Annotated in this window: 22 protein-coding genes, 4 tRNA genes and 1 pseudogene; 7 read left to right on the top strand and 20 right to left on the bottom strand. The window is 46.8% G+C overall.

Annotated features, from left to right (window positions below):
- Window positions 1-7: 7 nt before the first annotated feature.
- Entirely contained in the window at window positions 8-277 is a 270-nt protein-coding gene (gene xseB / locus NC997_RS02395; protein ID WP_190529457.1) for an exodeoxyribonuclease VII small subunit, read from the bottom strand.
- A gap of 27 nt (window positions 278-304) precedes the next feature.
- Entirely contained in the window at window positions 305-1,546 is a 1,242-nt protein-coding gene (gene xseA / locus NC997_RS02390) for an exodeoxyribonuclease VII large subunit (protein WP_190529608.1), read from the bottom strand.
- A 708-nt stretch (window positions 1,547-2,254) separates the two neighbouring features.
- Between xseA and recA the strand changes: the two genes are divergently transcribed.
- On the top strand, window positions 2,255-3,334 hold the full coding sequence (gene recA, locus NC997_RS02385; protein WP_190411910.1) for a recombinase RecA: 1,080 nt from the start codon (window positions 2,255-2,257) through the stop codon (window positions 3,332-3,334).
- 125 nt (window positions 3,335-3,459) lie between these two features.
- On the opposite strand, the gene NC997_RS02380 is transcribed toward recA, so the two are convergent.
- Window positions 3,460-4,233 (bottom strand): FHA domain-containing protein, encoded by a 774-nt coding sequence (locus NC997_RS02380; RefSeq protein ID WP_339380224.1) that lies wholly within the window; start codon window positions 4,231-4,233, stop codon window positions 3,460-3,462.
- A 222-nt stretch (window positions 4,234-4,455) separates the two neighbouring features.
- On the bottom strand, window positions 4,456-4,752 hold the full coding sequence (locus tag NC997_RS02375; protein WP_190430332.1) for a DUF3493 domain-containing protein: 297 nt from the start codon (window positions 4,750-4,752) through the stop codon (window positions 4,456-4,458).
- A 155-nt stretch (window positions 4,753-4,907) separates the two neighbouring features.
- Between NC997_RS02375 and NC997_RS02370 the strand changes: the two genes are divergently transcribed.
- The 3 genes and pseudogenes from NC997_RS02370 to NC997_RS02360 all read left to right on the top strand — a co-directional run bounded on the left by NC997_RS02370 (window position 4,908) and on the right by NC997_RS02360 (window position 6,488).
- Window positions 4,908-4,979: transfer RNA gene (locus tag NC997_RS02370), tRNA-Thr, on the top strand.
- A gap of 199 nt (window positions 4,980-5,178) precedes the next feature.
- Window positions 5,179-5,883, top strand: coding sequence for a PD-(D/E)XK nuclease family protein (locus tag NC997_RS02365; protein WP_190529455.1), 705 nt, complete (start codon window positions 5,179-5,181; stop codon window positions 5,881-5,883).
- 117 nt (window positions 5,884-6,000) lie between these two features.
- Window positions 6,001-6,488 (top strand): annotated as a pseudogene (locus NC997_RS02360) (ADP-ribosylglycohydrolase family protein).
- On the opposite strand, the gene cutA reads toward NC997_RS02360, so the two are convergent.
- The 6 genes from cutA to NC997_RS02330 all read right to left on the bottom strand — a co-directional run bounded on the left by cutA (window position 6,479) and on the right by NC997_RS02330 (window position 12,277).
- The gene (gene cutA, locus NC997_RS02355) at window positions 6,479-6,820 is read right to left on the bottom strand and encodes a divalent-cation tolerance protein CutA (protein WP_190529453.1); all 342 of its coding nucleotides are present in this window, start codon (window positions 6,818-6,820) and stop codon (window positions 6,479-6,481) included. The pseudogene NC997_RS02360 and the gene cutA sit on opposite strands and share 10 nt — an antisense overlap.
- Window positions 6,821-6,885: 65 nt before the next feature.
- Window positions 6,886-7,791: a pentapeptide repeat-containing protein gene (locus tag NC997_RS02350; RefSeq protein WP_190411915.1), complete on the bottom strand. Its 906-nt coding sequence runs from the start codon at window positions 7,789-7,791 to the stop codon at window positions 6,886-6,888.
- Window positions 7,792-8,326: 535 nt separating this feature from the next.
- Window positions 8,327-9,382, bottom strand: coding sequence for a molybdopterin-dependent oxidoreductase (locus NC997_RS02345; protein WP_190529451.1), 1,056 nt, complete (start codon window positions 9,380-9,382; stop codon window positions 8,327-8,329).
- Between the two features lie 9 nt (window positions 9,383-9,391).
- Window positions 9,392-10,405 (bottom strand): transposase, encoded by a 1,014-nt coding sequence (locus tag NC997_RS02340; RefSeq protein WP_190529448.1) that lies wholly within the window; start codon window positions 10,403-10,405, stop codon window positions 9,392-9,394.
- A gap of 8 nt (window positions 10,406-10,413) precedes the next feature.
- The gene (locus NC997_RS02335; protein WP_190529446.1) at window positions 10,414-11,478 is read right to left on the bottom strand and encodes a hypothetical protein; all 1,065 of its coding nucleotides are present in this window, start codon (window positions 11,476-11,478) and stop codon (window positions 10,414-10,416) included.
- Window positions 11,479-11,617: 139 nt separating this feature from the next.
- The gene (locus NC997_RS02330) at window positions 11,618-12,277 is read right to left on the bottom strand and encodes an Npun_F0813 family protein (protein ID WP_190411919.1); all 660 of its coding nucleotides are present in this window, start codon (window positions 12,275-12,277) and stop codon (window positions 11,618-11,620) included.
- Between the two features lie 321 nt (window positions 12,278-12,598).
- Here NC997_RS02330 and NC997_RS02325 point away from each other — a divergent pair.
- Window positions 12,599-12,672: transfer RNA gene (locus tag NC997_RS02325), tRNA-Arg, on the top strand.
- A gap of 794 nt (window positions 12,673-13,466) precedes the next feature.
- Here NC997_RS02325 and NC997_RS02320 read toward each other — a convergent pair.
- From NC997_RS02320 to NC997_RS02300, 5 genes are all read right to left on the bottom strand, one after another.
- A tRNA-Thr gene (locus NC997_RS02320) sits at window positions 13,467-13,538 on the bottom strand.
- A gap of 88 nt (window positions 13,539-13,626) precedes the next feature.
- Window positions 13,627-13,711 (bottom strand) — tRNA-Tyr (locus NC997_RS02315).
- 162 nt (window positions 13,712-13,873) lie between these two features.
- Complete coding sequence (locus NC997_RS02310; RefSeq protein WP_190433199.1) at window positions 13,874-14,980, bottom strand: CNNM domain-containing protein; 1,107 nt, start codon at window positions 14,978-14,980, stop codon at window positions 13,874-13,876.
- Window positions 14,981-15,058: 78 nt separating this feature from the next.
- A complete protein-coding gene (locus NC997_RS02305; protein WP_190529444.1) occupies window positions 15,059-16,909 on the bottom strand; it encodes an ABC transporter ATP-binding protein in 1,851 nt (616 codons plus the stop codon).
- Window positions 16,910-17,245: 336 nt separating this feature from the next.
- Window positions 17,246-17,383 (bottom strand): hypothetical protein, encoded by a 138-nt coding sequence (locus tag NC997_RS02300; protein WP_190411922.1) that lies wholly within the window; start codon window positions 17,381-17,383, stop codon window positions 17,246-17,248.
- A 216-nt stretch (window positions 17,384-17,599) separates the two neighbouring features.
- On the opposite strand from NC997_RS02300, the gene NC997_RS02295 reads away from it, so the two are divergent.
- A complete protein-coding gene (locus NC997_RS02295; RefSeq protein WP_190529442.1) occupies window positions 17,600-18,553 on the top strand; it encodes a GDSL-type esterase/lipase family protein in 954 nt (317 codons plus the stop codon).
- A gap of 154 nt (window positions 18,554-18,707) precedes the next feature.
- Here NC997_RS02295 and NC997_RS02290 read toward each other — a convergent pair whose 3' ends face one another.
- Complete coding sequence (locus NC997_RS02290; RefSeq protein ID WP_190411946.1) at window positions 18,708-19,781, bottom strand: Gfo/Idh/MocA family oxidoreductase; 1,074 nt, start codon at window positions 19,779-19,781, stop codon at window positions 18,708-18,710.
- Window positions 19,782-19,963: 182 nt separating this feature from the next.
- Window positions 19,964-20,092, bottom strand: a complete 129-nt coding sequence (locus tag NC997_RS02285; protein WP_348257758.1) for a hypothetical protein — start codon at window positions 20,090-20,092, stop codon at window positions 19,964-19,966.
- Between the two features lie 73 nt (window positions 20,093-20,165).
- Here NC997_RS02285 and queC point away from each other — a divergent pair, with 73 nt between their 5' ends.
- On the top strand, window positions 20,166-20,852 hold the full coding sequence (queC, locus tag NC997_RS02280) for a 7-cyano-7-deazaguanine synthase QueC (protein WP_190529440.1): 687 nt from the start codon (window positions 20,166-20,168) through the stop codon (window positions 20,850-20,852).
- A 52-nt stretch (window positions 20,853-20,904) separates the two neighbouring features.
- On the opposite strand, the gene NC997_RS02275 is transcribed toward queC, so the two are convergent.
- From NC997_RS02275 to NC997_RS02265, 3 genes are read right to left on the bottom strand one after another with little or no spacing between them, the layout of a single operon-like run.
- Window positions 20,905-22,437 (bottom strand): hemolysin family protein, encoded by a 1,533-nt coding sequence (locus NC997_RS02275; RefSeq protein WP_190529438.1) that lies wholly within the window; start codon window positions 22,435-22,437, stop codon window positions 20,905-20,907.
- The gene (locus NC997_RS02270) at window positions 22,391-22,543 is read right to left on the bottom strand and encodes a hypothetical protein (protein ID WP_190430177.1); all 153 of its coding nucleotides are present in this window, start codon (window positions 22,541-22,543) and stop codon (window positions 22,391-22,393) included. The genes NC997_RS02275 and NC997_RS02270 overlap by 47 nt, the downstream gene beginning before the upstream one ends.
- 41 nt (window positions 22,544-22,584) lie before the next feature.
- The gene (locus NC997_RS02265; RefSeq protein ID WP_190411926.1) at window positions 22,585-23,277 is read right to left on the bottom strand and encodes a hypothetical protein; all 693 of its coding nucleotides are present in this window, start codon (window positions 23,275-23,277) and stop codon (window positions 22,585-22,587) included.
- Window positions 23,278-23,361: the final 84 nt, after the last annotated feature.

Here is a 23,361-nt window from a genome sequence, read left to right as displayed (position 1 = left end):
GCATCTCTCAGAAGGATGTTGGCTCGTCTGCCAGGGTCTCAATTAATAAATTCATCTGCTGTTGCCGCTCTTGCAGAAAGATTTCACATTGGCGCAAGTATTCTACCGCAGCGGTAAATTCTTCAAAAACGTCGGCAAGTTCTAGTTTCCCGGCTTCAATTTGCCGAATGATGCCTTCAACTTTGGCAACCGTCGCTTCGTAGTTCCAATCTTTCGGAAATTGGGTATTGATGCGGCGATCGCTTGAGCCGTCGGTGGTGCTGGTGGGTTTGCTCATAAAAAATCCCCGTATCGCGTGAAATAGCTACTCCTTGCTATTTATAATTTCACTAATTTTGACTTTAATTTGTCCTGTGCCCAGCTGAACTTGTAGTTCCTGTCCGAGTGCCAGTCCTTCTGTGGAACGCGCGATCGCACCATCTTGTTGTCGGACTACTGCATAACCTCGTTTCAGAACGCTTTCCGGGTCAAGCGTGGCTAGCTTTTGTCGGAGCATCTGACAGTGTTGGTTTGCCTGCGCGAAATGCCGCGCCGTTCCTTGTAACAGTTGTTGACGTTTCCAAGCGATCGCTTGCTTTTCTTGGTGAATTTGTCGGTCTAACGGAATCCGGCGCAAGCGGCTTCGCACTCGTTGCAATTGTTCTTGAGCATTTTCCATGTGTTGATTTACGGCTTCAGTCAAGGCGAGGACACGTTCCTGGTGTTCTGCGTAAAGACTTGCCAGTTCTGGAACCACTTGTTCGGCGGCGGCGGTGGGAGTGTGAGCATAAGCATCGGCAACTAAGTCAGCCAAAGATTCATCTCGCTGATGACCAATGCCAGTAATCACGGGAATCGAACAATTTGCGATCGCTCGCACTACCCGTTCATCATTGAAGCAAGCTAGCTCCTCAACCGCACCACCCCCGCGCGACAAAATTAGGACTTCAGCGCGACCATCCCGTTCCACTCGCTCAATCGCCGAAACAATCAATGCCGGGGCTTGTTCTCCTTGGACTAATGCCGGTGAAAACAGAACTTGCAAACCCGGATAACGTTGCTTGAGCGTGCGTTGAATATCTCCCCAGGCAGCAGCTTGCGGCGACGTGACAACAGCGATGGTTTGGGGATGAGTGGGGAGCGATCGCTTGCGTTCTGGATCGAACAATCCTTCTGCCTCCAACCGATTTCGCAGCTGGCGATAGCGCAATGCCTGTAACCCCTCTCCCGCTGGTAGCGCCTGCCAGACAATCAACTGGTACTGTCCTCGCTGGGGATAAACTCGGATACTGCCCAAAACAATCAACTGCTCTCCTTGCACCGGCAGCTGCATCAGCTTATTTAGCTGACTGTTCCATATCACACAACTCATTGCCGCCTTAGCATCCGGATCTTGCAGGGTGAAGAATAGTCCACTGCGATACTGAGAGGCGCTGGAGACTTCACCGGTCACCCAGACTTGCTGTAGTTGTTCATCCTGCTCTAACAGCAGTTGCAAATAAGACGTTAACCCAGCCACCGATACAGCTGTATCTGGAACCAGCTGATTGGAAAGATAATAGTTCATCGCCGAAAGATAAGGAAAATATAGGAATTGAGGCATCAGGAAACGCGGAGGATGCTCAAATAAGCCTAGATCAAGCCATTTACAGTTTCTGTCTCTAGATTAGCGAGACTCGGCTGCATTCGTTGACTTTTGACAAAACTGACGTGACCAAAGTGGCGATCGCAAATCCCACTTGTTGCTTAAAACAGGCTAGACGTTTATTGACCGATTTTCTCTCTCAGTGTTGGGTAAAACTAGAACATTTGAACTACAATAGAGATTCCTATCGCGAGCCTTGCCAGGGGGTTCCCCCATCCGTGTAAAGCTTGATGTAAGGGCACTTGCGGCTCTCATTTGTTGCTAAAAGTGATATAATAAAATATCTGAAACTAAAATTTGTCGCTATTTGGGACAATTTTAAGTTTCGGTGCCAATCGTTGAAGTAACCCTAGTTAGTGGAAATTTCCTACTCACTTACAAAGCCAAAAACTTGGTAAACCTGAGTGGGCAAATGGCTAAAACCAGCATTCATTTTGTATCAAAAGGCGGTGGATTCCATCGTTTCTGCCTGTGGAGGCTGTAAGGATGTCTTGTTAGACATTTCTACTATCAGAACCAGCCATCGAAGCAGGAAACTCCAGTCCGCGAGGCGGAGAAGCCCACACAAAAGCAACTTTTGCTAAGTGTGAAAAAAATATCACCACACCTGATTCTGTTCTTGAGGCATTAATGGCTATCCAAATCACGAACAATCCCGACAAGGACAAAGCCCTGAGCCTAGTGCTAAACCAAATTGAGCGCAGCTTTGGCAAGGGAGCAATTATGCGCCTAGGAGATGCCACCCGCATGAAGGTGGAAACAATTTCCACTGGAGCGCTGACCCTGGATTTAGCTTTGGGCGGTGGCTTGCCGAAGGGACGGGTGATTGAAATATATGGCCCGGAAAGTTCTGGTAAGACAACCCTCGCTTTGCACGCGATCGCTGAAGTGCAAAAATTAGGAGGAGTCGCTGCTTTTGTTGATGCTGAACACGCTCTAGATCCTGCTTACGCAGCCGTACTGGGCGTTGATATAGACAATCTTTTGGTTTCTCAACCCGACACCGGAGAAGCTGCCTTAGAAATTGTCGACCAGCTAGTTCGCTCTGCGGCAGTGGATATCGTGGTCATTGACTCGGTAGCTGCTTTGGTGCCTCGCGCTGAAATTGAAGGCGAAATGGGCGATTCCCACATGGGTTTGCAAGCCCGTTTGATGAGTCAAGCTCTTCGCAAAATTACCGGGAACATCGGTAAATCTGGTTGTACGGTCGTTTTCCTCAACCAGCTGCGACAAAAGATTGGCGTCACCTACGGCAACCCAGAAACAACCACTGGTGGTAATGCCTTAAAGTTTTACGCTTCAGTACGCTTGGATATTCGTCGGATTCAAACGCTGAAAAAAGGCAACGAAGAGTTTGGTAACCGAGCTAAAGTTAAAGTTGCCAAAAATAAAGTCGCCCCGCCCTTCCGCGTCGCAGAGTTTGACATTATCTTTGGCAAGGGAATCTCGACATTAGGGTGTATGGTTGACCTGGCAGAACAAACTGGGGTCATTACCCGTAAAGGAGCTTGGTATAGCTACAACGGTGATAACATTGCCCAAGGCCGGGATAACAGCATTAAGTACCTGGAAGAAAACTCTGAATTAATTCAAGAAATTGAGCAAAAGGTACGTCAAAAGCTAGAGATGGGGGCAGTTGTTCCTGCCAACTCTGTCACGCGAGTTGACGCCGAAGACGAAGAGTTAGAGGAAGAACTTTTAGACGACTAAAAGCGCTGTAGGGTAGGCGAGTCTACCCTATAAATCGTTTTTTGGGAAGCTTAGGGCTACTTTTACACATAAAAAAACCCGTTTTCTTATTGGAAACGGGTTTTTCGTATAAATTCTTATAAAGTTTAGTTTTGTGTGCCTGGATCGGAAATTCGTCTACTGAAAAAACGGTCTAAAATTTCTGATTGCTGAGTCGGAGTTAGCTGAGGGTCTACAGGAGATTCCAAAACTGGGACTAATGGATCTCTAATGGCAGAGGGGCCAGAGAGGAAATGTAGAGTCTCTTTTTGGCACTCGGTGTTGGGAGGCTGAACTGTTGTAGGAGAGGTAGGTGTTTCTACTTCTGTAACCGGAAGCGATTGCTCTGCATTTGTCAGGGCATTAATTTCTGCCATTAGGGTTGAAGAGACATTATCCACCATGCAGATAGTATTGCCCAGGAAAAAGGAGAAAGCCAGACCACCTAGACGAATGCGATCGCCGTCCTTGAGAAGAACACGTTTGTATACGGGTTCGCCATTAACGAAAGTCCCATTTGTACTATTCAGGTCAACCAGATAAAACCCCTGATCGTCGATATATCGAATCGCTGCATGATTGCGAGACAAACGTCTATCCGGAATCGGTAGGGCAGCTTGACGCGCCCGCCCCAGTGTCCAAATTCGCTGCGGCTGAAACAACATTTGCGTTTTAGCATCTATTAAATTTGTGACTAGATAGACTTGCTGCTCCTGCGCTACGCCTTGGATATATCGAGGTGCAATGCCACTAAGAAATTTATTGCCGCTATCTTCTAGCTTCAGAATCTCATCTAGTAAACCACGATGATGCTCATAGAGCTTAAGGAATACCTGATATAGACCCAAGCGTTGTTCTAGTTCCATGTGTTGGGATGACACTTAATCTTAGGTGAGGCTCAGCCGATGAAGTAACGCAGAACCTTATCGGCTTTCAACAAGGGAAGCCAAAGACTGCAAGAATGTCGTTAAGCCAAATAACTGAATCTAGCCTATTTTACTCGCAAGTTCTCAGGGTGCGAAATACTCACCAGATCCCTTCTTTCAAGCTTAGATTGTCTTACCCCTTCGAGGAATCCGCAAGATTACTGGAAACGATCAGCTTTATGGCTTACGTTGGGATTTTTGTTCTAGGCGAAACAGCCAAACCATCAAAGCAACTACGCCAATTTGTAGTGCTAAGTTAGGCACGGCTGAGGCAATTTCCCGACCGGAGGCTAACTTGGCAAGAAAGACCATCCCTCCGATAAAGCCAGAAGCGCCGCACGCCACATAAACAAATTGCCTAAGACCTTTGTAGGGAGTAGCAAGTTCAGCTTTTAGTTGTGCATACTGTTCAGCACTGACTTTCCGAGTGCCTTTGATGTTGCGGGTGCGATTTTTTAATTTTGGGTCTACCATCCGTCTCGATCCCCACCGACTTTAGATCCATCTTGGCATGATGGTGGTCGGCAGCAGCGGCGGCTGGTGCTATAAATTTGAACGCGATCGCATTTCTTCCAGAAATTGGGTGCAACAGTTTCTATCTAAACCTGCTACGATAGTAAATCGGCAGTGCCGGTGTAGCTCAGTGGTAGAGCATTCGATTCGTAATCGAACGGTCGGCGGTTCAAATCCGCCCATCGGCTTGAATCAAATAATGACAGCAACAAAAGGCAAGGACTTGTAAAGGTCGCCCCACATGCGAATGGATTTGCGTTTGGTTGCAAGAGAGCAGGAACGGAATCAGCCTGAGCAAGGTGTTTAAAGAGGACGTCTCAGCCTCTGGTTGAACGTTCCATATCGGCAGCTATCATCCTAACTGGTTGATTTAATAACTAGACAATAATGACGTTAAATATCAATCTGCTGCCTCATCACCGTGCTAAAACGCTGCGGGAATCTGGGAAACAATATTATGTGGATGCTAAGGGCGATCGCTTTCCTAGCGTCTCCACTATCCTCAACGCCACCAAACCGCAAGAAGATCGAGAAGCACTCTTCAACTGGCGCAACCGAGTTGGAGCAGAGGAAGCCAACCGAATTTCTGGTGCTGCTAGCCGTCGCGGTACGTCCACTCACAAGCACATTCAGCGCTATCTACTGGGGGAAAATGTCGCCTGTCCAGACGCGGCTAAACCTTACTGGGATAGCATAGAGCCGGTGTTGCAAGACATTCACGAGGTAAGGCTCGTGGAAGGTTCTGTCTTCCACTACGATTTGAGTTATGCGGGTCGAGTGGATTGCGTTGCGAGTTATAAGGGCATTCCCTGCGTCTGTGACTGGAAAACCGCTGATAAGCCGAAAGGGTCAGTTGAACGCCTCCGTGATAGCCCGCTTCAGTTAGCGGCTTATATGGGCGCGGTTAATAAATTTTACCAAGAGTATGGTATCCATCTGCGTCATGCCTTGCTGGTTGTAGCGGTTCCGGAAATGCCTGCTGAGGTGTTCTGGTTTGAACCAGATAATATGATGATTTACTGGCAGCAGTGGGAGCGCAGAGTTGGGGAATTTTGGCAGCGTAGAGGAACAATGACGCCTTCAAGCATCTAATTCTCCTTGAGATAATGCCATCCCTGCTAGCTCTTAAATCACTACGGACTGAATGCACGCACAGTCGCGATCGCCAACTACCCTGGAATCATCAGCAGTCCGGATAAAACACTTGAAATGAAAAGAAGCTCTAAAGTTTTAGCAGGGCTAATCGGTGTCTATGCCGGTGATGCGTTGGGTTTTCCAGTCAAATTTATTACCAAATCGATCGGTGAAGTCACCTGTAACAGAGATGATAGGTTCTGGAACTTATAATCAACCTGCTGGCACTTGGTCAGATGATAGCTCCCTTATCTTCTGCTTCGCAAAATCATGATGGATTTTCTCCGAATGTAACAGCTAACTATTTCTATCGTTGGTTGAACTGAGATTTCTGGACTCCCCACAGCGAAGTTTTTGACATTGGCAGCTCTTCTCATACCGAAGCGGTACTAAAAGCGGTGAATTTAAGTGACGATACGGATACCACTGCTGCCGTTACTGGTGGCTTAGCGGGAATTTATTACAGTATTGAAAATATTTTAGAAGAATGGATCGAGCAAATTGCTAGGATTGAAGACATCCTTGATTTAGCAACACGTCTGGAAGCAGCTATCTACAGGTAATTTCTCACATTATCTGAAATCCACTGAAGGTAGGGTGGAGAGCCAGCTAAGATTGGCAAAGCAATAATTTCTGGTACTTCATAAGAGTGCAACTCTCGAATCTTGGCTTCGAGGGCGGGGAAGTGCGCTAAATCTGTTTTAATGATTAGCTGCCATTCCTCTTCTGAGTTAACCTTACCTTGCCAAGTATAGACAGAATGCACTGGCATTAAGTTAACGCAAGCCGCTAGCTGGGATGCAACTAAATTTTGCGCGATCGCTTCTGCCTCTTGTCGCGAAGACGCCGTTACGAACACTACAGCGTAACGAGTTGTACCAGAATCGCGATCCATAACCTGTAATTTAGTCCACAAAAAATCCCAAATCTATCAGAAATTATCAGTTAGCTTTCTCCCAACTACCCAACCATTGCTCTAACTGGTTGTTCAAAAGGTGTCACACTACCACTAACAGTTGCTTCTGAGTATGAGTTTTGGTGTTCTGATGGCAGCACAGCGCCATTCATTTGAGCATCTTCCAAGTTAGTTCCTACCAGCTTTGCCTCACTCAAATCGGCTTCACTCAAGTTTGCTCTACTCAGAATCGTCCAGCTTAAGTCTGCCCCTTCCAAAGACGCCTTTGCCAGGTTTGCTCCCCGCAGATCTGCTCCTTTCAGATTGGCCCTACGCAGTGTCGCTTGGCTGAGATCTACTGCGCTTAGGTTAGCGCCTTCCAGGTTAGCGCCACTCAGTCTGGCATCATTAAGGTTGGCTCCCTCTAAATCGACTCCGCCCAGGTCTAATCCTTTTAAAAAAGCTCTTCTGAAGTTAACACCATTTAAGGAAGCGCCATACAATTTCGCGCCTGTGAGTCTCGCTTCGCACAAATTAGCCCAACTAAGGTTAACGCCACTGAGATTTGCTTCCCGCAGATTAATCCTTTGCATATTTGCTCCACAGAGATTAGCACCCCAAAGGTTAGCTACTCGAAGATTAGCACTGCTGAGATTTGCACCGCTCAGTTTGGCTCCAGGCAATTTTGACTTCACTAGAAACGCTCCACTGAGGTTCGCTTTCGTCAAGTCTGCTTCTACCAGTTTGCCTTCACTCAGTTTGATAAAACTTAGATCGGCCCAGTTTAGACAAGCACCCGTTAAGTCTGACTTTGTTAGGAAAGCTCGACTCAGATTAGCTCCTCTCAGGTTAGCGCCCGTGAGATTGACCCCAATGAGCGTCACTCCCCTCAAGTCACTTCCGTTAAGATCGATCCCGGCAAAGTCTCTTTGTCCGTCTTCATAAAGCTTAAGTAAATGGCTTACTTCCATAGCGCGATCGCTCCCTAGTTTATATAAACTGTTGAAGAGACTTGAAACGAATCTTACCTGGCTAAATAGCCGCATTTTCTGCGGCTTTTTTTATAACAGAATCTTTCTTCATTCCAGTTTTTATCTGTTATTTGCCGACGCCTTAATCAATATTTTACTTCTCTAGATTACCCTCCTTATAAGGTTCAAGTAGATGATGTAACAAATATTTTTTTATATTTTCTTAAAACTCAATAATTAAGTAATTTTTCTAATAACAATCCTCTACAAAACCTATTTTCCGTAAAAATACGGTGGTCAGTTTATCTATAAATTCCTCTAATTTTTATAGACAGGTGAAGTGTTATTCAACAATCAACATAGTTTTCTAGCGAAGATTCATCCATGACAGAGATTACTCTGCTTGGGTGTGTGGGAAGACTGCCATACATCCTACACAAGCATCCGTTTCTCAAAACCTATTTTAAACAAAGACACAAAACTTCGCGTTTCTTGCTGATTTCTCAATTGTCTTAAATCGCTGAAGAGCTAGCGTTTAGGCTTGCAAATTTACTTGAATTCGCAGAACGCCACTACTACCATCCATCCGATTATCATCTTTCAGTTGCTGCTGTTGGCGTAAAGACGTTGCGCGAACAAGTAAAGTATAATTTCCCGGCTGCTGGGGCATCCACAAATAACGCCAGAGCGTCCACTCATGGGCAGATGGCGGTTGATTCTGCTCGGCATTCTGCCAAATCTTACCATCGTTGGTACTTACCTCAATGGCTGTAATCGGACTAGATTTGTCCAAGGCAACACCAGCAATCAAAATGCCGCTTTCCCAACCTATTTCACCCGTGCGCCCCAAATGCACCCGATGCTGCCTGTTCCAAACGCGAGTGTTTTGTACTTGGCGCATCAGCGCATGAGTAGGAATTTCTGCGGTATTAGACCAGCCCTGACGTTCCCAAAAACCTCGCTTCTGGCTGCTGACAGCTTCAATCTCGACTAGCCATTTGGGTTGCTTCTGACCAAAGTGACCGGGAATAATGATGCGTAAAGGATAGCCATGCGACTGATTGAGAGCTTCGCCATTCATCTGGTGAACCAGTCGCACTTCTTGTCTCATGACTTCTGCAACTGGCAATGTTGTTTCGTAGGAATCAGCTCCGTGCAGCCTAAATTCTATCGCCTCTGATTTAACACCAGCTTGCTCTAGAAAAGGTAGCAAAGGGGTACCCGTCCACTGAGCGTTTCCAATCAGGTTGCCGCCAGTGGGATTGCCGATGCATTCCATTGTCAAATAGAAATTTTCCTGCGGCGCTGCCATGATGTCTTGAAAAGTCAGCGTCAGCGGCTGGGCAACAGCACCCGTCACCTTTAACCGCCAGTTGTCCAGGTTAATCCTAGGCGGCAAGGCGTAAGATTGCACATAAAATTCGCTCAATGGCGTGAGCAGGTGTTTTGGCAGTTTTGAGTCTGGCTTGAGCAGGTCAAGCAAAAACAGCGGCTCTACGGACCCTGTTAACTGGCAGCCTGGGAGCAAGCTAGCCGCAATCAGCCCGCCGGATGTTTGTAGCAGCTGTTTGAGAACTTGACGGCGTTTCACCACTGCCTCTTATAACGAATAAACTTGACCATCAATCAGCAAGCGAGTAATTCCTTTAGCTTGCAGTTGCGAACAAGTTTTCTGAAGCATCCTGCCATCTGGAACTTTAATCACTCGTTGGGTGCGGTTCGAGAACCTACGAGCTACCCGATGGTTATCGAAAACTGGTAGTGTTCTCTGTTGAACTTCTTGGGCAGGAATTTGTCCAAGATCGCTGAACTCTCGCAGGGGTCTGGCGATTAATTCTGCTGCTCGGTCTACAACTAAGTAGCAGGTTTTAGGAAGCACCGCGTTAGATAGCGGTAAGACTTGAACGCTAGCACGGTTTTGTCGCTTAAAGGTTCCTGCTGGAATCGGACTTTCTAGAGTTGGCGTATCATCCCAGTCGTCTTCGTCTTGGAGGTCTTCTAAATCGTCGTCGTCATCCTCGTCGTCCTCGTCCTCGTCGTCTTCTAAATCCGTCAGGTCTTCCCCCAGCATCTCTTCTATGACACTGGCTTCTGCACTGTAATTGTTATCAAGTAGATCGGGGTTGTTACTTGGTGCGGCATCCACAGCCAGCTGAAAAAGTGGCAGAGAAGAATTGATCCCAGGGAAAATTTCGGAAGGAATGTTTTCTTGCTCTTGTGCCCTCTCTTCCTCTGTAGAGACTGAGGAGCGCCTGCGACGCCTCCGTGGGGCGGTAGGGCTTGCCTCTAATGATTCCTCACTATCACTATCTGCAAAAGATTCTTGAGTGTGGGGAAAGGATTCTTCGCTCTTTACCGATGCGGTCAGCGATGTTTCTACTGGCTCGTCGTCAGCTTCAGTGGCAGGTTCGGAAATTGAATGGGAGCGATTGGTTCGCTTTTGCTGGATTAGGGCTTCATATTCTGGCTCTGATAGACGACTTTTTAAAAGACGGCTAATCGTTGAATTACTGACATCATAACGACTAGCCAGGGTTGAGGTTGTCTCTCCTGGCTGTCGATACAGGTTGAGGATGTCGCGCTTATCTAATTCGGAGAGTTTTCTCACACTCATGCTACTTCCTAAGCACGTTTGCGTCCGCTACGACGGGAACGACTGGATGTATCAAATTCCAGGACAGCGCCAATGGCAAACAGGACGCCGCTGAAGACCCAAAATACTTCCAATAGTCCTCCGCTTTGATAATCATCACCAATGAATTTATCGGCGTATTTCAGCCACATATCAGCAACGTAGTATGAAAAAGCTGCCCCAGCAATCATCCGCCAAGACTGAGAAAAACGACCCCCCCAAAAGGCTAGCAATACGGTCGAGGCAACGATCAACAGAAAGATATCGCTAACAACGTAAAAAATGTTCAAAAAGGTTCCTAATGGCTCTAGAAACTTTTCTACTGATAGAACCCAGGCTGGAGCCTGATTCTCTCCAGTAGGAGCAGAGGGTTTTGCTTGTGCTGTTTTCACCACAGTAGCGGTTTTATTGACTGCTTGTGCTTTGGTGGCAGCGATCGCTTTCTTGGGTGAAGTCGCCTTCGCTATCTGTGTTGTTCCCTGTGTTGTTCCTACGGGTAAAGGTGGGGTTGCAGCGGATGCATTATTCGGGGAGGCAACCTGTAACCAGACTGCCAAGGCAATTCCGGCAACTGCGATCGCTGCAACGGTTGCCCACTGCCAAACTTCTAGATTCAGTCGCCGTGAGATGACAGCTAAAATCATTCCCCAGGCAAGAAATAAATAGGCAGGGACAAAAAACAAATCCCCAGGTGACACAATGGGTTCTTGGTGTAAAACCAGTTCCCAGTAGCAAAACAACAGGTTCCCGAGAAAATAGCACAACATCCCCAGTCCAAATCCCAGCCAGACGTTACGTCCGCTAACAATCTGGGGACTGCGCCAGTTTCTAAAACACAGCACTGCTGCGCCTAGGTAAGCTACCTCTTCAAAAATGTAAGTTCCAATCGAGTACCAAAGCGGACGCTCCTCTCCGGGCGCAGAAATGCTAAACAGCAGAAAATACAGTAGCGCTAGCACACCCCAGATTATTCCCGCAACGATTACTGTCTGTACGCTCAGAAGGGATTGTAAACCGGATACTTTTTCCGATGACTTTTCTAAAGAACTGCTCATAGTTTTTCAAAACAAGGATGCACGCAAGGTTTAATCGCAAATGCAATTCAATTAATAATCTGCTAACAAATCTCCTTTAAGAAGCGCAAGTGTCTCATCTTAATGCAAGCTTTGGCATATTTCCCAAACATTTTTTAGATTAGCGCCACAGCTTACCTAGGGGAGATTGATTTAGCCACTCCAGGAACTGAGACCGCTCTCCTGGTTGCATATCTTGTAATGTATCCTTTACTCCTTGGGCAAAGTGGGTATTGCCGAAATATTCCTTACCCAAGCGATGCAGTTCTTGTAACAAGGTGATCAGATGATGTTCCTCCCAAGGGGGAATTTGGAGGCTACTCAAAGGGTCCATTGTTAGCAAGTTTTTCACAGCTTCCGGCCCATCCGCACTGGGAAAGTGCCACTGACGGAAGACATCGCTAAGGTCTTTTTGAAATAATCCGGCTTGTCTGTTTCCTAATAGGTCTTCAACGTCTATGTAAACCGCCTGGAGCAACAAAAGGCAAGCTTGGGCGAGAGGGACAATTTTGACGTCACTACTAGCCTCCGCAGCCAGCTGATCTAGACGAATTTTGCCCCAGACGCTATACCGATCTGGCTCTTCCAGCAAAACGCAGGCTTTGCCACGGTTATCGGTAAGGTCTCGCCAAAAGGCTCTGGCTTCTTCTGCTTGATTAGCTGCAAATACACTGATCAAGCGAAAGGTTTGCCCCTGATAAGTGAGAATCGGGATCTGTTGCTCCCGCTTGGGGTGCTGAATGCTAGAAATTTCAACATCCTGCCGTTTCAGAATAAACATGACACTGGCAAATGACTCCTGACTTGGCCGGGGGCGTGGTGCGGCTAAAAAGCGATCGCCACGAAACTATATAAGGGCGCGATCCAGCCCTGGTGCTGGGATAAAATCGGACAACGCCGCGAGAGCGTCCGCGTAGCGCCTATCGCCTTGACTAATACACTATCGTATCCAAACGTCTGGGTATGTTGGTTTCTAGTTTACATTGAGCTTAAAGCTGCTTGAGCGATATATTTGGAAAGCTTTGGCTTTCTGGGTTGCTTTGCAGCACTCGGCACAGATACAATCTACGACAGAGCCAAGTTTGGCGATCCATTTTCATGTGGGTGCGTAACTCAGGTGGATAGAGTAGCTGCCTTCTAAGCAGTTTGTCGGGGGTTCGAGTCCCTCCGCACCCGTTTTAACTCAATAAAAATCCTTATTTTCAAAAATTGGGTAATAAAGGTGCATAAGGCAGGGAAAACGCATCTAAAATGCTGGATGTCTCTCCCCGTAGGAATTTTATCAGTTGCTCAGCCTTAAACCTAAATGCTTGAACCCCTTGTCGAGTAGGTATTTCACAGATAAGATGCGTTTGTCTTGGGGCGCAAGGCAACAACACCAGCGTAGTTATCATCATAAGGTTTATAGCTCGTGACCTGTTCTTAATACCGCCACAACCAAGTTAATTTTTGGCTATAAAGCACGATCGATTAGAATCAGCCAGCTCTTTTAGGGTTAGCGACACTCTACACGAGTTTTTTTAGTATTTTTGTCAAAGCTCGATTAGAGAAATTGCGAGTCATCTATTGCTTTAGGAGCCCCTTATATTTTTGGAACCTAAGAATTATGTAAATAGGTGATAAATTGTCATTCTTGCTTGTAGGAATCTGAATTCATCAATACTGCCACAGGATTCTGCAATGTATGACGTGTATTTAGCTACTGACAAATCAAGCCGCTCATTGCTTATAGGCGATTTAATCATCCTATCTTTAGCTGCTAAAGTTTTTCATCTATAGCACCTCTAGACTCTTTAAAAGCGGTCAGAAAATAAGTTATCAGTTGCATATCTCTAGTTAGAGAGCTATGCGTGTACTCTCATGAAGAAGATACTTCCTGGATATCTAAAAGATTGGGTAGAATCTCCAGAAACATGACTTCTGAAGTAAGCTCATCCGAATAAAACTTTGATTAAGTTATTTGCTGAAAAAGCCCGTGACGAGGATTGAACTCGTGACCTCACCCTTACCAAGGGTGTGCTCTACCACTGAGCCACACGGGCAGTTTTATAAGTTATAAACGTTAAATTTTGAGTCGGTTACCTTAATTAAAGAATAACTCAAAACTTATGGCTTAGAACTTTTGTTGCGTGGTGGGCCGAGCTGGATTTGAACCAGCGTAGGCATAGCCAGCGGATTTACAGTCCGCCCCCATTAACCACTCGGGCATCGACCCATTTGTTCCACGATTAATAATCGTAGCACAAGGTTTGGGAAATGCAAAAGTTTTTTTGAAAATTGATTTTATAGCTGTGGAAAAAGTGACGGACAGTGCAAGTAGCAGGATGAGAGCGGGAATCTACATCGCTTACTCCTACATTGATCCCTGTCTTCTGAATCAGCCACCAGAGCGCGTGGCATTTCTCGTAGCGATCGCTCGACTGGGAAAGTCACTTTCATCGTAAATTTCGCCAACCAGCTCCTCCAGAATGTCTTCCAGCGTGATCAACCCCACCGTGCCCCCATACTCATCGACGACGATGGCAATGTGGAGGCGTTGTTGCAACATATCCTTCAGTAGATTGGCGGCTCGTTTAGTGTCCGGCACGTATACTGGCGGGTCCATCGCCTCTGTCACCAAGCCATTATCAATCCCTTCTTTTTTCAAAAACCTCAGCTGCTGGAGCGCTCGCTTCAGGTGAACAACGCCGACAATTTGATCCTTAGACTCCTCCTGCACGGGAATACGGGAATATCCTGTCTCCAGACACAGATTCACAAACTCCTGCAACGTCGCTTCATGAGAGATTGTCCTCATGTCAATCCGTGGCTTAACCAGATCGCGGGTGCTGAGACTGTCTAGCATCAAGGCTTTGTTCAGCAGCTGGTGTTTGTGTAAATCCAGATGCCCCTTGCCTCCCAAAATTTCAATCATCAGATGGAGGTCTCTTAAAGACTCTCCCTCTTGAACAACACCCCCCTGAAACAGGCGAATTACCCGCTGAGTAATTTGCTCAAATAAATAAATGAGCGGGCCGAGAACGATAGATAGCAAGTAAATCGGGCGAACGGCAAACTTAAAAACTGGCATGACATTGTTGATTGCCAGAGATTTAGGGGTAACTTCTCCAAAAATCAGCACTAGAAAAGTAACAACAGCAGTAGCAATTCCCAATCCTGCATTCCCTAACCAGAGGGCAAATAAGTTACTGGTCAGAATTGCTGAAAAATTATTAACTAGATTGTTACCGACTAGAAGGGTAGTGATAAACCGACCCCGATTTTCTAAGACCAGCGCAAACATCCGGCGCGGGTCTCCTTGCTCTTGAATCAGCGCCCTGAGTTTAAGGTTGTCGAGGGCTGTAATCGCCGTTTCCGAGCCGGAGAAAAAAGCAGAAAGCAAAAGCATCAATCCCAGCACCGCGATATCGAGCCAAACACTTCCTAAAAGGGGACCCAGATCGGAAGTAACTAGAATATATGACTGAACGGGTAAAACAATCACGGGAAGCTGTAAAAGGCAAAAGTTAAAAAGCAAAAGGAAAAAGAAAGATTTTTCACTTTTGCCTTTTTCCTTTTAACTTTAGAGTAGCTCACCTGTTTCTTGTAGGGAGTGCAAACGTCGGTAAATTCCTTTGCGGTGCAGTAGTTCAGCATGGCTGCCGACTTCTACAATTTGACCTTGATCGAGAACTACAATTTTGTCTGCTTCCCGGATGGTACTAAGTCTGTGAGCAATGATAATGGTGGTGCGGGTGCCAAGGATGCTACGCATTGCTAACTGAATTGAGCGCTCAGATTCGTAGTCGAGGCTAGAAGTTGCTTCATCAAAGATGAGGATATCTGGATCGACCAAGAGTGCCCTAGCAATTCCCAAGCGCTGTCGTTGTCCCCCAGACAGGCGCATTCCCCGCTCTCCAACAACGGTGTAGTACCCTTGCGGCAGATGCTCAATGACTTCGTCTACTCTGGCAATGCGGCAAGCTTCCTGAACCTGTTCAACCGTAGCTTTGGGGTTGCCATAGGTAAGGTTTTCAAGCAACGTCCCGTTGAAAATATCTACTTCCTGGTGAACAATTGCCAGACGCCGCCGATAGCCAGTGACATCCAAAGTGCGAATGTCTTGACCATCCATTAAAATCTGACCTTGATGGGGTTCAAAATACCGGAACAGAAGCTTGACTAAGGTAGACTTACCCGACCCCGAACGCCCCACCAGCGCTACAGTTTGATAAGGTTCGATGAGTAGGTTAATGTTTTCTAAAACTGGGCGATCGCTGTCATAGCCAAAGCTCAGATGGGAAAATTCGACTTTGCCGGTAAATTGATAGGACAATTCAGAACCCCGAGAATCCTGAGTTCCTCCTTCTGCCGTCTGCGTTCTGGTTTGAGACAGAATGACCGCATCTACGCCTACAGGTAGGTGCATGAACTCGTGGAACCGGAGCATGGAGGCATAGCGACGAGCAAATATCTCAGCGAGGTTGCTAATAGGTTCTAGCTCCGAGTAGGCCATGCTGGAGATGGTCAACGTAGTAACGAAGTGTCCTAGTGAAATCTTTCCCTGTAAGGTGGCGTTGAGGGTCAAACCAAGTACTAGAAAGACACAAAACTGGATGATCGTCCTTTGGGAAGTAGCTAGGATGACGTAACCTCTATGAATGCGGTAGTCAACAACTTTGAACTCCCGCTCTAGGCGCTGTCGTTGACGCTCCAGTTCTCTCTGTTCGGTGGCAAAGGCTTTGACGGTTTTAATGTTGGTAATAATTTCCGAAGTACGACTTTCGGTATTTTCCTGATATCGATCCAGTTTCTGTTCGCGATCGCTCAGTTGCTTGAGGTCTTTGAGGGTGAAGCTGAGGATGAAGATGAAGGAAATTAGGAAAATTACGGCAATTCGCCACTCAATTAGCCAGATCATCGCAAAGATACCCAGCACCCGAACGAGTTTGGGAATCAACTGTCCGGCGACTTCAGGATAAGTCCAGGTGTGATTAGCGAGTCCTCTAGCAACTCGTCCGGCGATTCGTCCGGGGTTGTTTTCTTCGTAAAATTCTAGCGGTAGAGTGACGATTTTTTCGAGGACTTTTATGCTGTGGTCTCGACGCGATCGCAAGGCTGTATCCCAGTGAAACCAGATGCCGAGCCAAGGCTGAATGGGCGCTCTAACGACGGTGACTAACAAGATTAATCCCATTAGCACTGAGAGGGAAAGGAATCGATTTGCCGGTAAGTTGCTAACTTCAGCGATGAGAGCGATCGCATTTTGCAATCCCCGATCCAGCGGTTGACCGGACAGTACGTTGAGAATCTGCCCAATTGTGTAAGGAACTACCAGATCGATGATTTCAAAGAGACTAGATGCCGCAATACTTAAAAGCGCGACGATTCGATATTTTCGGTAATAACCGAGGATATCCCGAATGCTTGCCATAATTCTTTCTTGATGAAAAATAGCCAATAAAAAATTCCAGAGTCAGGCTCAAAAAGCGACTCTAGAAAAACTTGTATCTTGCATTCAGCAACTCCATATCGCGGCTACACGTACCAAACCCATCTCCGTGGGTTTGAAAACATTTCACTTGTCTTTAGTCAAGCAAAAGGTTGGTGTAGTCCTATGCAGCCTGAGGCAAAAGATACGCGAAAGACATTTTGGGTTGAATAACAAAGTGACTCCCGAACAAGGAAGTTTTACAGGAGCTTTGAGATAACCTATCGATTGAACTTATGGCTTCATCAGCATCGGTAGTGGCCTCGGTTTAGTAGCGAGTTACATAGCGTAGGCTGAGTGAAGTGCCCACCAAACAAGAAAAGCAATACCACCCAAAACCAACACAGATGAGATAGCGATCGCTTTTGGGCTATCAGCTCCCTCGAACTTCATAATTCCACGGTTCAAGTCTGACATAAGGCTGCGATCCTCCTTGATTCGGAGCTAGACAACAATTTGTAAACATATCTTAACCCATGACTAGGTTAGCGGCTGAGGGAGGACTCGTCTATCACCCGAATGGGTCATAAATGGGTTGGGTTAAGATGGGAGCGACTTTTAAGACTGCAAAACTGAAGTGCTGCAAGATTTAAGCTAGATCGGGTCACGATCTATGTACATAGGGGATTATCCGTGAAAATTGTGCTGATTGTTTTGGCAGTTGTTGTAGGGTTGGTACTGGCGGTAGAGGTGGGATTGCGGCTGCTATTTGGCTTTGGAAATCCCTTGATTTATATTGCCGATGAACAGATTGGATATTTATTAGCGCCAAATCAGCGGACTCGCAGGTTTGGCAATCTGATAGAAATTAATCAGTATTCAATGCGAAGCCCAAAAATCACGGAAACTCGCCCTGAATCTACGCTGCGGGTGCTGCTGTTGGGAGATTCCATTGCGAATGGTGGCTGGTGGACAGATCAGGCTGAGACGCTTTCAGCCATGATGACTCAACAGTTGCAATCCTCTATTGAGGGTAAAACTTTTAAGCAAATAGAAGTTCTCAACGCTTCAGCGAACTCTTGGTGTCCGCGCAATGAATTAGCGTACTTAAAGCAGTTTGGTACGTTCGATGCTCAGGTAGTCGTGTTGCTGATTAATACTGACGATCTGTTCGGGACTGCGCCGACTTCAATCCCCGTAGGGCGCGATCGCAATTACCCCGACCAAAAACCGCCCCTAGCGCTTGTAGAGGCATTCAGCCGCTATTTGTTAAAGGCACCGCCAGTACCAGAGATGAAAGCAGTGAACGCGGAATCAGGCGATCGCGTTGGGTTTAATCTAAACGCCATTCAAGAAATCCAGACAATCGCAGAGCAAAAAGGTGCCCGCTTCTTGCTCGCAATGACGCCCCTAAAGAGGGAATTGGGCGAACCGGGTTCCCGGGATTATGAACTAAAAGCGCGAGTGCGCCTCATCGACTTAACCCAAAACCAGCACATTGCCTACATAGATTTTCTACCCATTTTCAACTCAAAAGAGCAGCCAGAGAACCTCTACCGAGATCATATTCATCTCAGCCCTCAAGGGAATCAGCTGGTTAATAAAGAAATTGGGCGATCGCTCAGTCAATTAAACATGCGAAATTAAAAATTAAAAATTGCGGAATTTTTACTTTGGTAGTGGTAAAACATAGTGTTAATTAGTAGTAGAACCTTTGTGAAGCAAAGGTTCTACTACTAATTATCGCTACTTCTACAACACACCTTCCATTTTTAATTTTTAATTTTTAATTTTTAATTCTTTAGAAGGAAACAGCTACAGCCGGAGAACTCAGACACCGACAATCCCAGTCTGGTTGCTGCCAAACCTGACCATCGAGAGCCATCTGATCGATCAAACTCGCCAGACGCAAAGCTTTAAGCGCCTGTTCGCCGCCTACAGAAGGTTGATTCCCACCGCGCACGCAGTTAACAAAATGCTCTAACTCCGCGTGAAGCGGCTCAATATTACTGGTGTAGACTTTCTCAATTAACCCATCCTGTCGGTAAAGCACCTGACCATAATCTGTCATATAATTTGCAGTCGTTTGCCGGTGAATCAGAATTTCATTGTTGAGAAAATCTGCCTCAGTTAGAGAATTTTTACAATGGGCAGCAATGCGACGAATTTTGCGGTGTGTCACCTTACTGGCTGTTAGCGTGGCGACAATTCCGTTGGCAAAGCCTAGGGTAGCAGTCACGTAATCTAAATAGCCGGAATCAGAGGCACGACTACCACTAGCGGTCAATTTGACTACCGGCGCAGCGGATAGTTCTAGCAACAGGTCAATATCATGGATCATCAGATCCAAGACGACAGAGACATCGTTAGCCCGTTGCGAGTAAGGACTCATGCGATGAGCCTCTAGGGCAAGCAATTCTTCTGTTTTCAGAACTTTGCTGAGTTCTTGAAAAGCCGGGTTAAACCGCTCAATATGTCCTACTTGGAGAATCGAGTGCGATTCGGCTGCGGCATTGACGAGGGATTCAGCCTCGGCAATACTGGCGGCAATTGGCTTTTCAATCAAGACATGAATCCCTGCTTGCAGGCAAGTCATGCCAACCTCATGATGCAGCCTTGTCGGAACGGCAATGCAGACAGCGTCTACATAGGGGATTAAGTCATGATAGTTTTCAAAAAAGCGAGCGCGATACTTACTCGCAGTATCCAAACCCCGCTCAACATTAATATCTGATACACCAACCAGTTCCACATCTTTAAGCAGACTCAGAACGCGGGTGTGATGCTGTCCCATATTACCGACCCCAATCACGCCAACGCGGATCGGTTGCGGCTGGTTACGCTGCTGATGAGCGTCTGGCTGTCTTGCTGGCATGCTATCTTGCACTCCTGTATGCTCCTCCACCACTAGGATTAAATCAATTGGCAACGTTTAGTCGCCTGAGACGATCCAGATGGTATCATAGTGCCTTCTTTTGTGAAGAATTTCAAAGCTGTGTCTAACTTTCTCAAATTCGTGAGATTTATCTTATCTTCCATTTTGTTGAGGTTTGTAAATTAGTAACTGGTAAATGTGTCACTTTCTCTCCCGTCCATTTGGTGAGGACTGAGGGCTGAGGACTGAGGGCTGAGGACTGAGAGTTGAGGACTGAGGGCTGAGGAATTTAGTAGCCAGTAAGCGGTCAATTATCAAGACGTGATGGTGGGAAACATCTGAAAGTTGGCAGAAGTAAAAATCTGGGGATGAGGGGGCTGGGACGTGAAAGCGGTTGTTTTGTTGTCTGGGGGGCTAGATTCTTCGACGGTACTGTATCAAGCAAAGGTTGATGGCTGTGAGTGTTATGCCATCTCATTCGATTACCAGCAGCGACACCAGCGAGAGTTAGAGTCTGCGACAACGATCGCTCGCCTCGCTGGTATACGAGAACATCAGGTAGTGGCGTTTGATTTGCGTCGCTGGGGCGGTTCTGCGCTCACGGACAGTGCCATTAACGTACCAGAAGGGCGATCGCTTGATGAAATGGATCAAAGTATCCCCGTGACCTATGTCCCCGCCCGAAATACCATCTTTTTGAGCTTTGCCCTCGCTTATGCAGAAACCATCAATGCCCAGCGGGTTTATATTGGCGTTAATGCTTTAGATTATTCCGGCTATCCCGATTGTCGTCCCGATTATATCCAGGCAATGCAGGAAGTCTTTCGACTGGGAACAAAACAGGGACGAGAGGGACAGCCAATTAGCATCATGACGCCCCTGATAGACCTGAAAAAAACGGAAATCATTCAGATGGGGAATCGGCTAGGCGTTCCTTGGGAGCAAACTTGGTCTTGCTATACCGGGAGCGAAGTGGCTTGTGGCGTCTGTGATTCCTGCCAGTTGCGTCTAGCTGCTTTTGCTGAGCTAGGATTACAAGATCCCCTTCCTTATGCAGCGAAGAGTCACTAAAGTTGGGGATATTCCTGCCGTAAACGAGAGGCAAGTGAAAATCTAAACGCGATCATTCAAAATTTCTGCTGGATCCTGATTCCTGATTCGTTATTTCTGATTTCTTGGTGTCATCCGCTGCAACCTTGGCATCTGAGACATTTGAATCTGAGCCATCTGAATCTGACATATTTGAGACATCAGACCCGTTAGTTTCATTGCTAGCAACTGTCGCCTCTCGTCGGTGAATGCGAATTTGGTGCAGGCGAGGACCCTCGGCGGAAACGATAGTCAGCTCAAGGTTGTCAAAGCGCAAGGTTTCACCTTGGGTAGGAATTCTCTGATAGTGGTAAAGCACGAAGCCGCCCAAGGTTTGGTATTTATCAATCAAGGGCAAGTTGAGATCGAGAAATTCGTTGACTTCTTCCAAATTCATCTGTGCTTGTACCAGAAAAGTTTGCTCATCCAAAATTTGCACAGCTAACTCTTCTTTATCCTCAGCTTTTGGCTCGTAGCCGATAATTTCAGCAATCAAATCCTCAATTGTTACTAACCCCGCGGTGCCGCCAAATTCATCCACAACGATCGCCATTGCCAGGTGACTTCGCTGCATCATCGGCAAAAGTTCGCTTAAAGGCTGTCCTTCCGGCACAAATCGAGCGGGTCGAATCCAAGGCTGAATTGGTGTATCTAAAGTTAGTTCGCCTTTGGCTAGAGGTTCAGCTAACTCTTTGAAGTAGATAATGCCGCGAATATCGTCAAGGGATTCTCCTGTGACGGGATAGCGGGAGTGACCCGTGGTAGTAATTTCATCTAGAAAGATTTGAAAAGTGGCTTCACAGGGAATAGAGGCAATGCTGGTGCGGGGAACCATGACTTCTTCCGCCAACACCTCACCAAACTCAAACACGTTGTTGAGCAACTCTCGTTCTTCAGCTTCCAGTCCCGTAGATTCGCGCTCTGTGGTGATAATCATTTGCAATTCTTCGGGGGTAACGCGCGTATACCAGCCTTGTCCAGTGTACTGAATGCCTACCAGCCGCAAGAGTAAGCGTGTCGATTGGTTGAGAATCCAGATGAATGGGTTGAAAAAGCGGGCGATCGCTCTGATTGGCAGTCCCAAAAACCTTGCCATCTGTTCTGAGTAAAGCAGTGCCACTGATTTCGGGGATAGTTCACCCAAAACAATTTGTAGATAGGCAATCAGGAAGAAAGCAACTGGCACCGAAAGGGAATGAGCGATCGCTGCTTTGACCTCCCAAGATAAAGGTAAGTGCGCGATTGAAGCAGACACGAGGATTGCCATTGTACTCTCACCAATCCAGCCGAGAGCCAAACTAGACAGAGTAATCCCCAGTTGAGTAGTAGAAAGCAGGCGCTCTATGCTGCCTTGCAAGTTCTGAACCGTTTTTGCTTGAATATCGCCCGCTTCGACTAGTTGATTGATACGCGATCTCCGCACCGAAACTATCGAAAACTCAGCGATGACAAAAAAACCATTAATCGCAATCAGTAGTAGCACCGATAATAATCGCAGCAAAACGTCTTGCGCGGTGAGCCTAGGAAAAGCATTCACCGTCAAGATCGCCAACACGGGGGTATCCATCCGTAACCAGGGTATTGGGTATTGGGTAATGGGCAACGAATTGTCGGTAATCGGTCGTCGGTAATAAGTAGTGGGTAGAATCCTCTACCCCCTGTACGGTCATCATACAGAGACAGCTCCTATTACCGACCACTTAACACCTAACGCCTACTTCACCACTGGAATTCCAGACATTTTCAGCTGGAGTTTTTGATCTGGATAATCTGTCAGAGTCAATGAAAGCTGCTTAGCGTCTTCCAGTAAAGCCGTGGGAATACTCACCGTCCCCGAAAAGCTTTGCCCATTCGGTGGCAATTCTCCTGGCAGCCCTTCAGTCACAGCACTTAAAGCTCGACCTTGGTCGTCCGTTACATTTAAGAAGCTATACAGAAACCGTACAGCATTCCCTCCTTCATTCTTCAGGCTCACATTCAGCAACAAAGAACCTCCTTGCTGACGCGCTGAGCCTATCTCCAGCTTCACGCCCTTGTCCTGACTGGTAATCGGGAAATTTTGCTGTTTACTGTCCTGCTCAGAGGTTTCCTCAGGAGTGTTAGGCTTGCTGTCGCTTGTGGTTTCCGCTTCCTTCTGTTCAGGCTTAATAACAGGTTTAGCCTTGCCGCTCATTTGTGCTTTGACACTTGCCAGGATATCAACCTCGCGCAAAATTGCTACTCCTTCTTTACCAGGAGTTGCCCGCTTAGTCCCAGCTAATTTATTGGTAGGGCGCACATCCGGCTGCGTTACTCCTTTAAGGGCTTCATGACCTACAGTAAACCCCCACATCGCACTTACAAAGCCAGCGCCTAACATCATAGCAAGCAAAATTAACGTAAGTGCGACAGTTGAATTTAGTTTCATTGGTTGCTCAAGCTACAAAAATTGCCGCGACACCGATCAACTGCTATACATAGCTTACGACTGACAGCAGTGGAACCTATGATA

This window comes from Trichocoleus sp. DQ-A2, from assembly GCF_039961915.1.
Classification (GTDB): domain Bacteria; phylum Cyanobacteriota; class Cyanobacteriia; order Cyanobacteriales; family FACHB-T130; genus FACHB-T130.
The sequence above is the reverse complement of the archived record's forward strand: the minus strand, read 5'-3'. Positions and strand labels throughout refer to the sequence as shown.

What these genes read in the sequence shown, in the direction of transcription:
- xseB (WP_190529457.1), bottom strand. Translation starts at nt 277, where the DNA reads ATGAGCAAACCCACCAGCACCACCGACGGCTCAAGCGATCGCCGCATC.
- xseA (WP_190529608.1), bottom strand. Translation starts at nt 1,546, where the DNA reads ATGAACTATTATCTTTCCAATCAGCTGGTTCCAGATACAGCTGTATCG.
- recA (WP_190411910.1), top strand. Translation starts at nt 2,255, where the DNA reads ATGGCTATCCAAATCACGAACAATCCCGACAAGGACAAAGCCCTGAGC.
- NC997_RS02375 (WP_190430332.1), bottom strand. Translation starts at nt 4,752, where the DNA reads ATGGTAGACCCAAAATTAAAAAATCGCACCCGCAACATCAAAGGCACT.
- NC997_RS02365 (WP_190529455.1), top strand. Translation starts at nt 5,179, where the DNA reads ATGACGTTAAATATCAATCTGCTGCCTCATCACCGTGCTAAAACGCTG.
- cutA (WP_190529453.1), bottom strand. Translation starts at nt 6,820, where the DNA reads ATGGATCGCGATTCTGGTACAACTCGTTACGCTGTAGTGTTCGTAACG.
- NC997_RS02350 (WP_190411915.1), bottom strand. Translation starts at nt 7,791, where the DNA reads ATGGAAGTAAGCCATTTACTTAAGCTTTATGAAGACGGACAAAGAGAC.
- NC997_RS02340 (WP_190529448.1), bottom strand. Translation starts at nt 10,405, where the DNA reads ATGAGTGTGAGAAAACTCTCCGAATTAGATAAGCGCGACATCCTCAAC.
- NC997_RS02335 (WP_190529446.1), bottom strand. Translation starts at nt 11,478, where the DNA reads ATGAGCAGTTCTTTAGAAAAGTCATCGGAAAAAGTATCCGGTTTACAA.
- NC997_RS02330 (WP_190411919.1), bottom strand. Translation starts at nt 12,277, where the DNA reads ATGTTTATTCTGAAACGGCAGGATGTTGAAATTTCTAGCATTCAGCAC.
- NC997_RS02305 (WP_190529444.1), bottom strand. Translation starts at nt 16,909, where the DNA reads ATGGCAAGCATTCGGGATATCCTCGGTTATTACCGAAAATATCGAATC.
- NC997_RS02300 (WP_190411922.1), bottom strand. Translation starts at nt 17,383, where the DNA reads ATGTCAGACTTGAACCGTGGAATTATGAAGTTCGAGGGAGCTGATAGC.
- NC997_RS02290 (WP_190411946.1), bottom strand. Translation starts at nt 19,781, where the DNA reads ATGCCAGCAAGACAGCCAGACGCTCATCAGCAGCGTAACCAGCCGCAA.
- NC997_RS02275 (WP_190529438.1), bottom strand. Translation starts at nt 22,437, where the DNA reads ATGGATACCCCCGTGTTGGCGATCTTGACGGTGAATGCTTTTCCTAGG.
- NC997_RS02270 (WP_190430177.1), bottom strand. Translation starts at nt 22,543, where the DNA reads ATGATGACCGTACAGGGGGTAGAGGATTCTACCCACTACTTATTACCG.
- NC997_RS02265 (WP_190411926.1), bottom strand. Translation starts at nt 23,277, where the DNA reads ATGAAACTAAATTCAACTGTCGCACTTACGTTAATTTTGCTTGCTATG.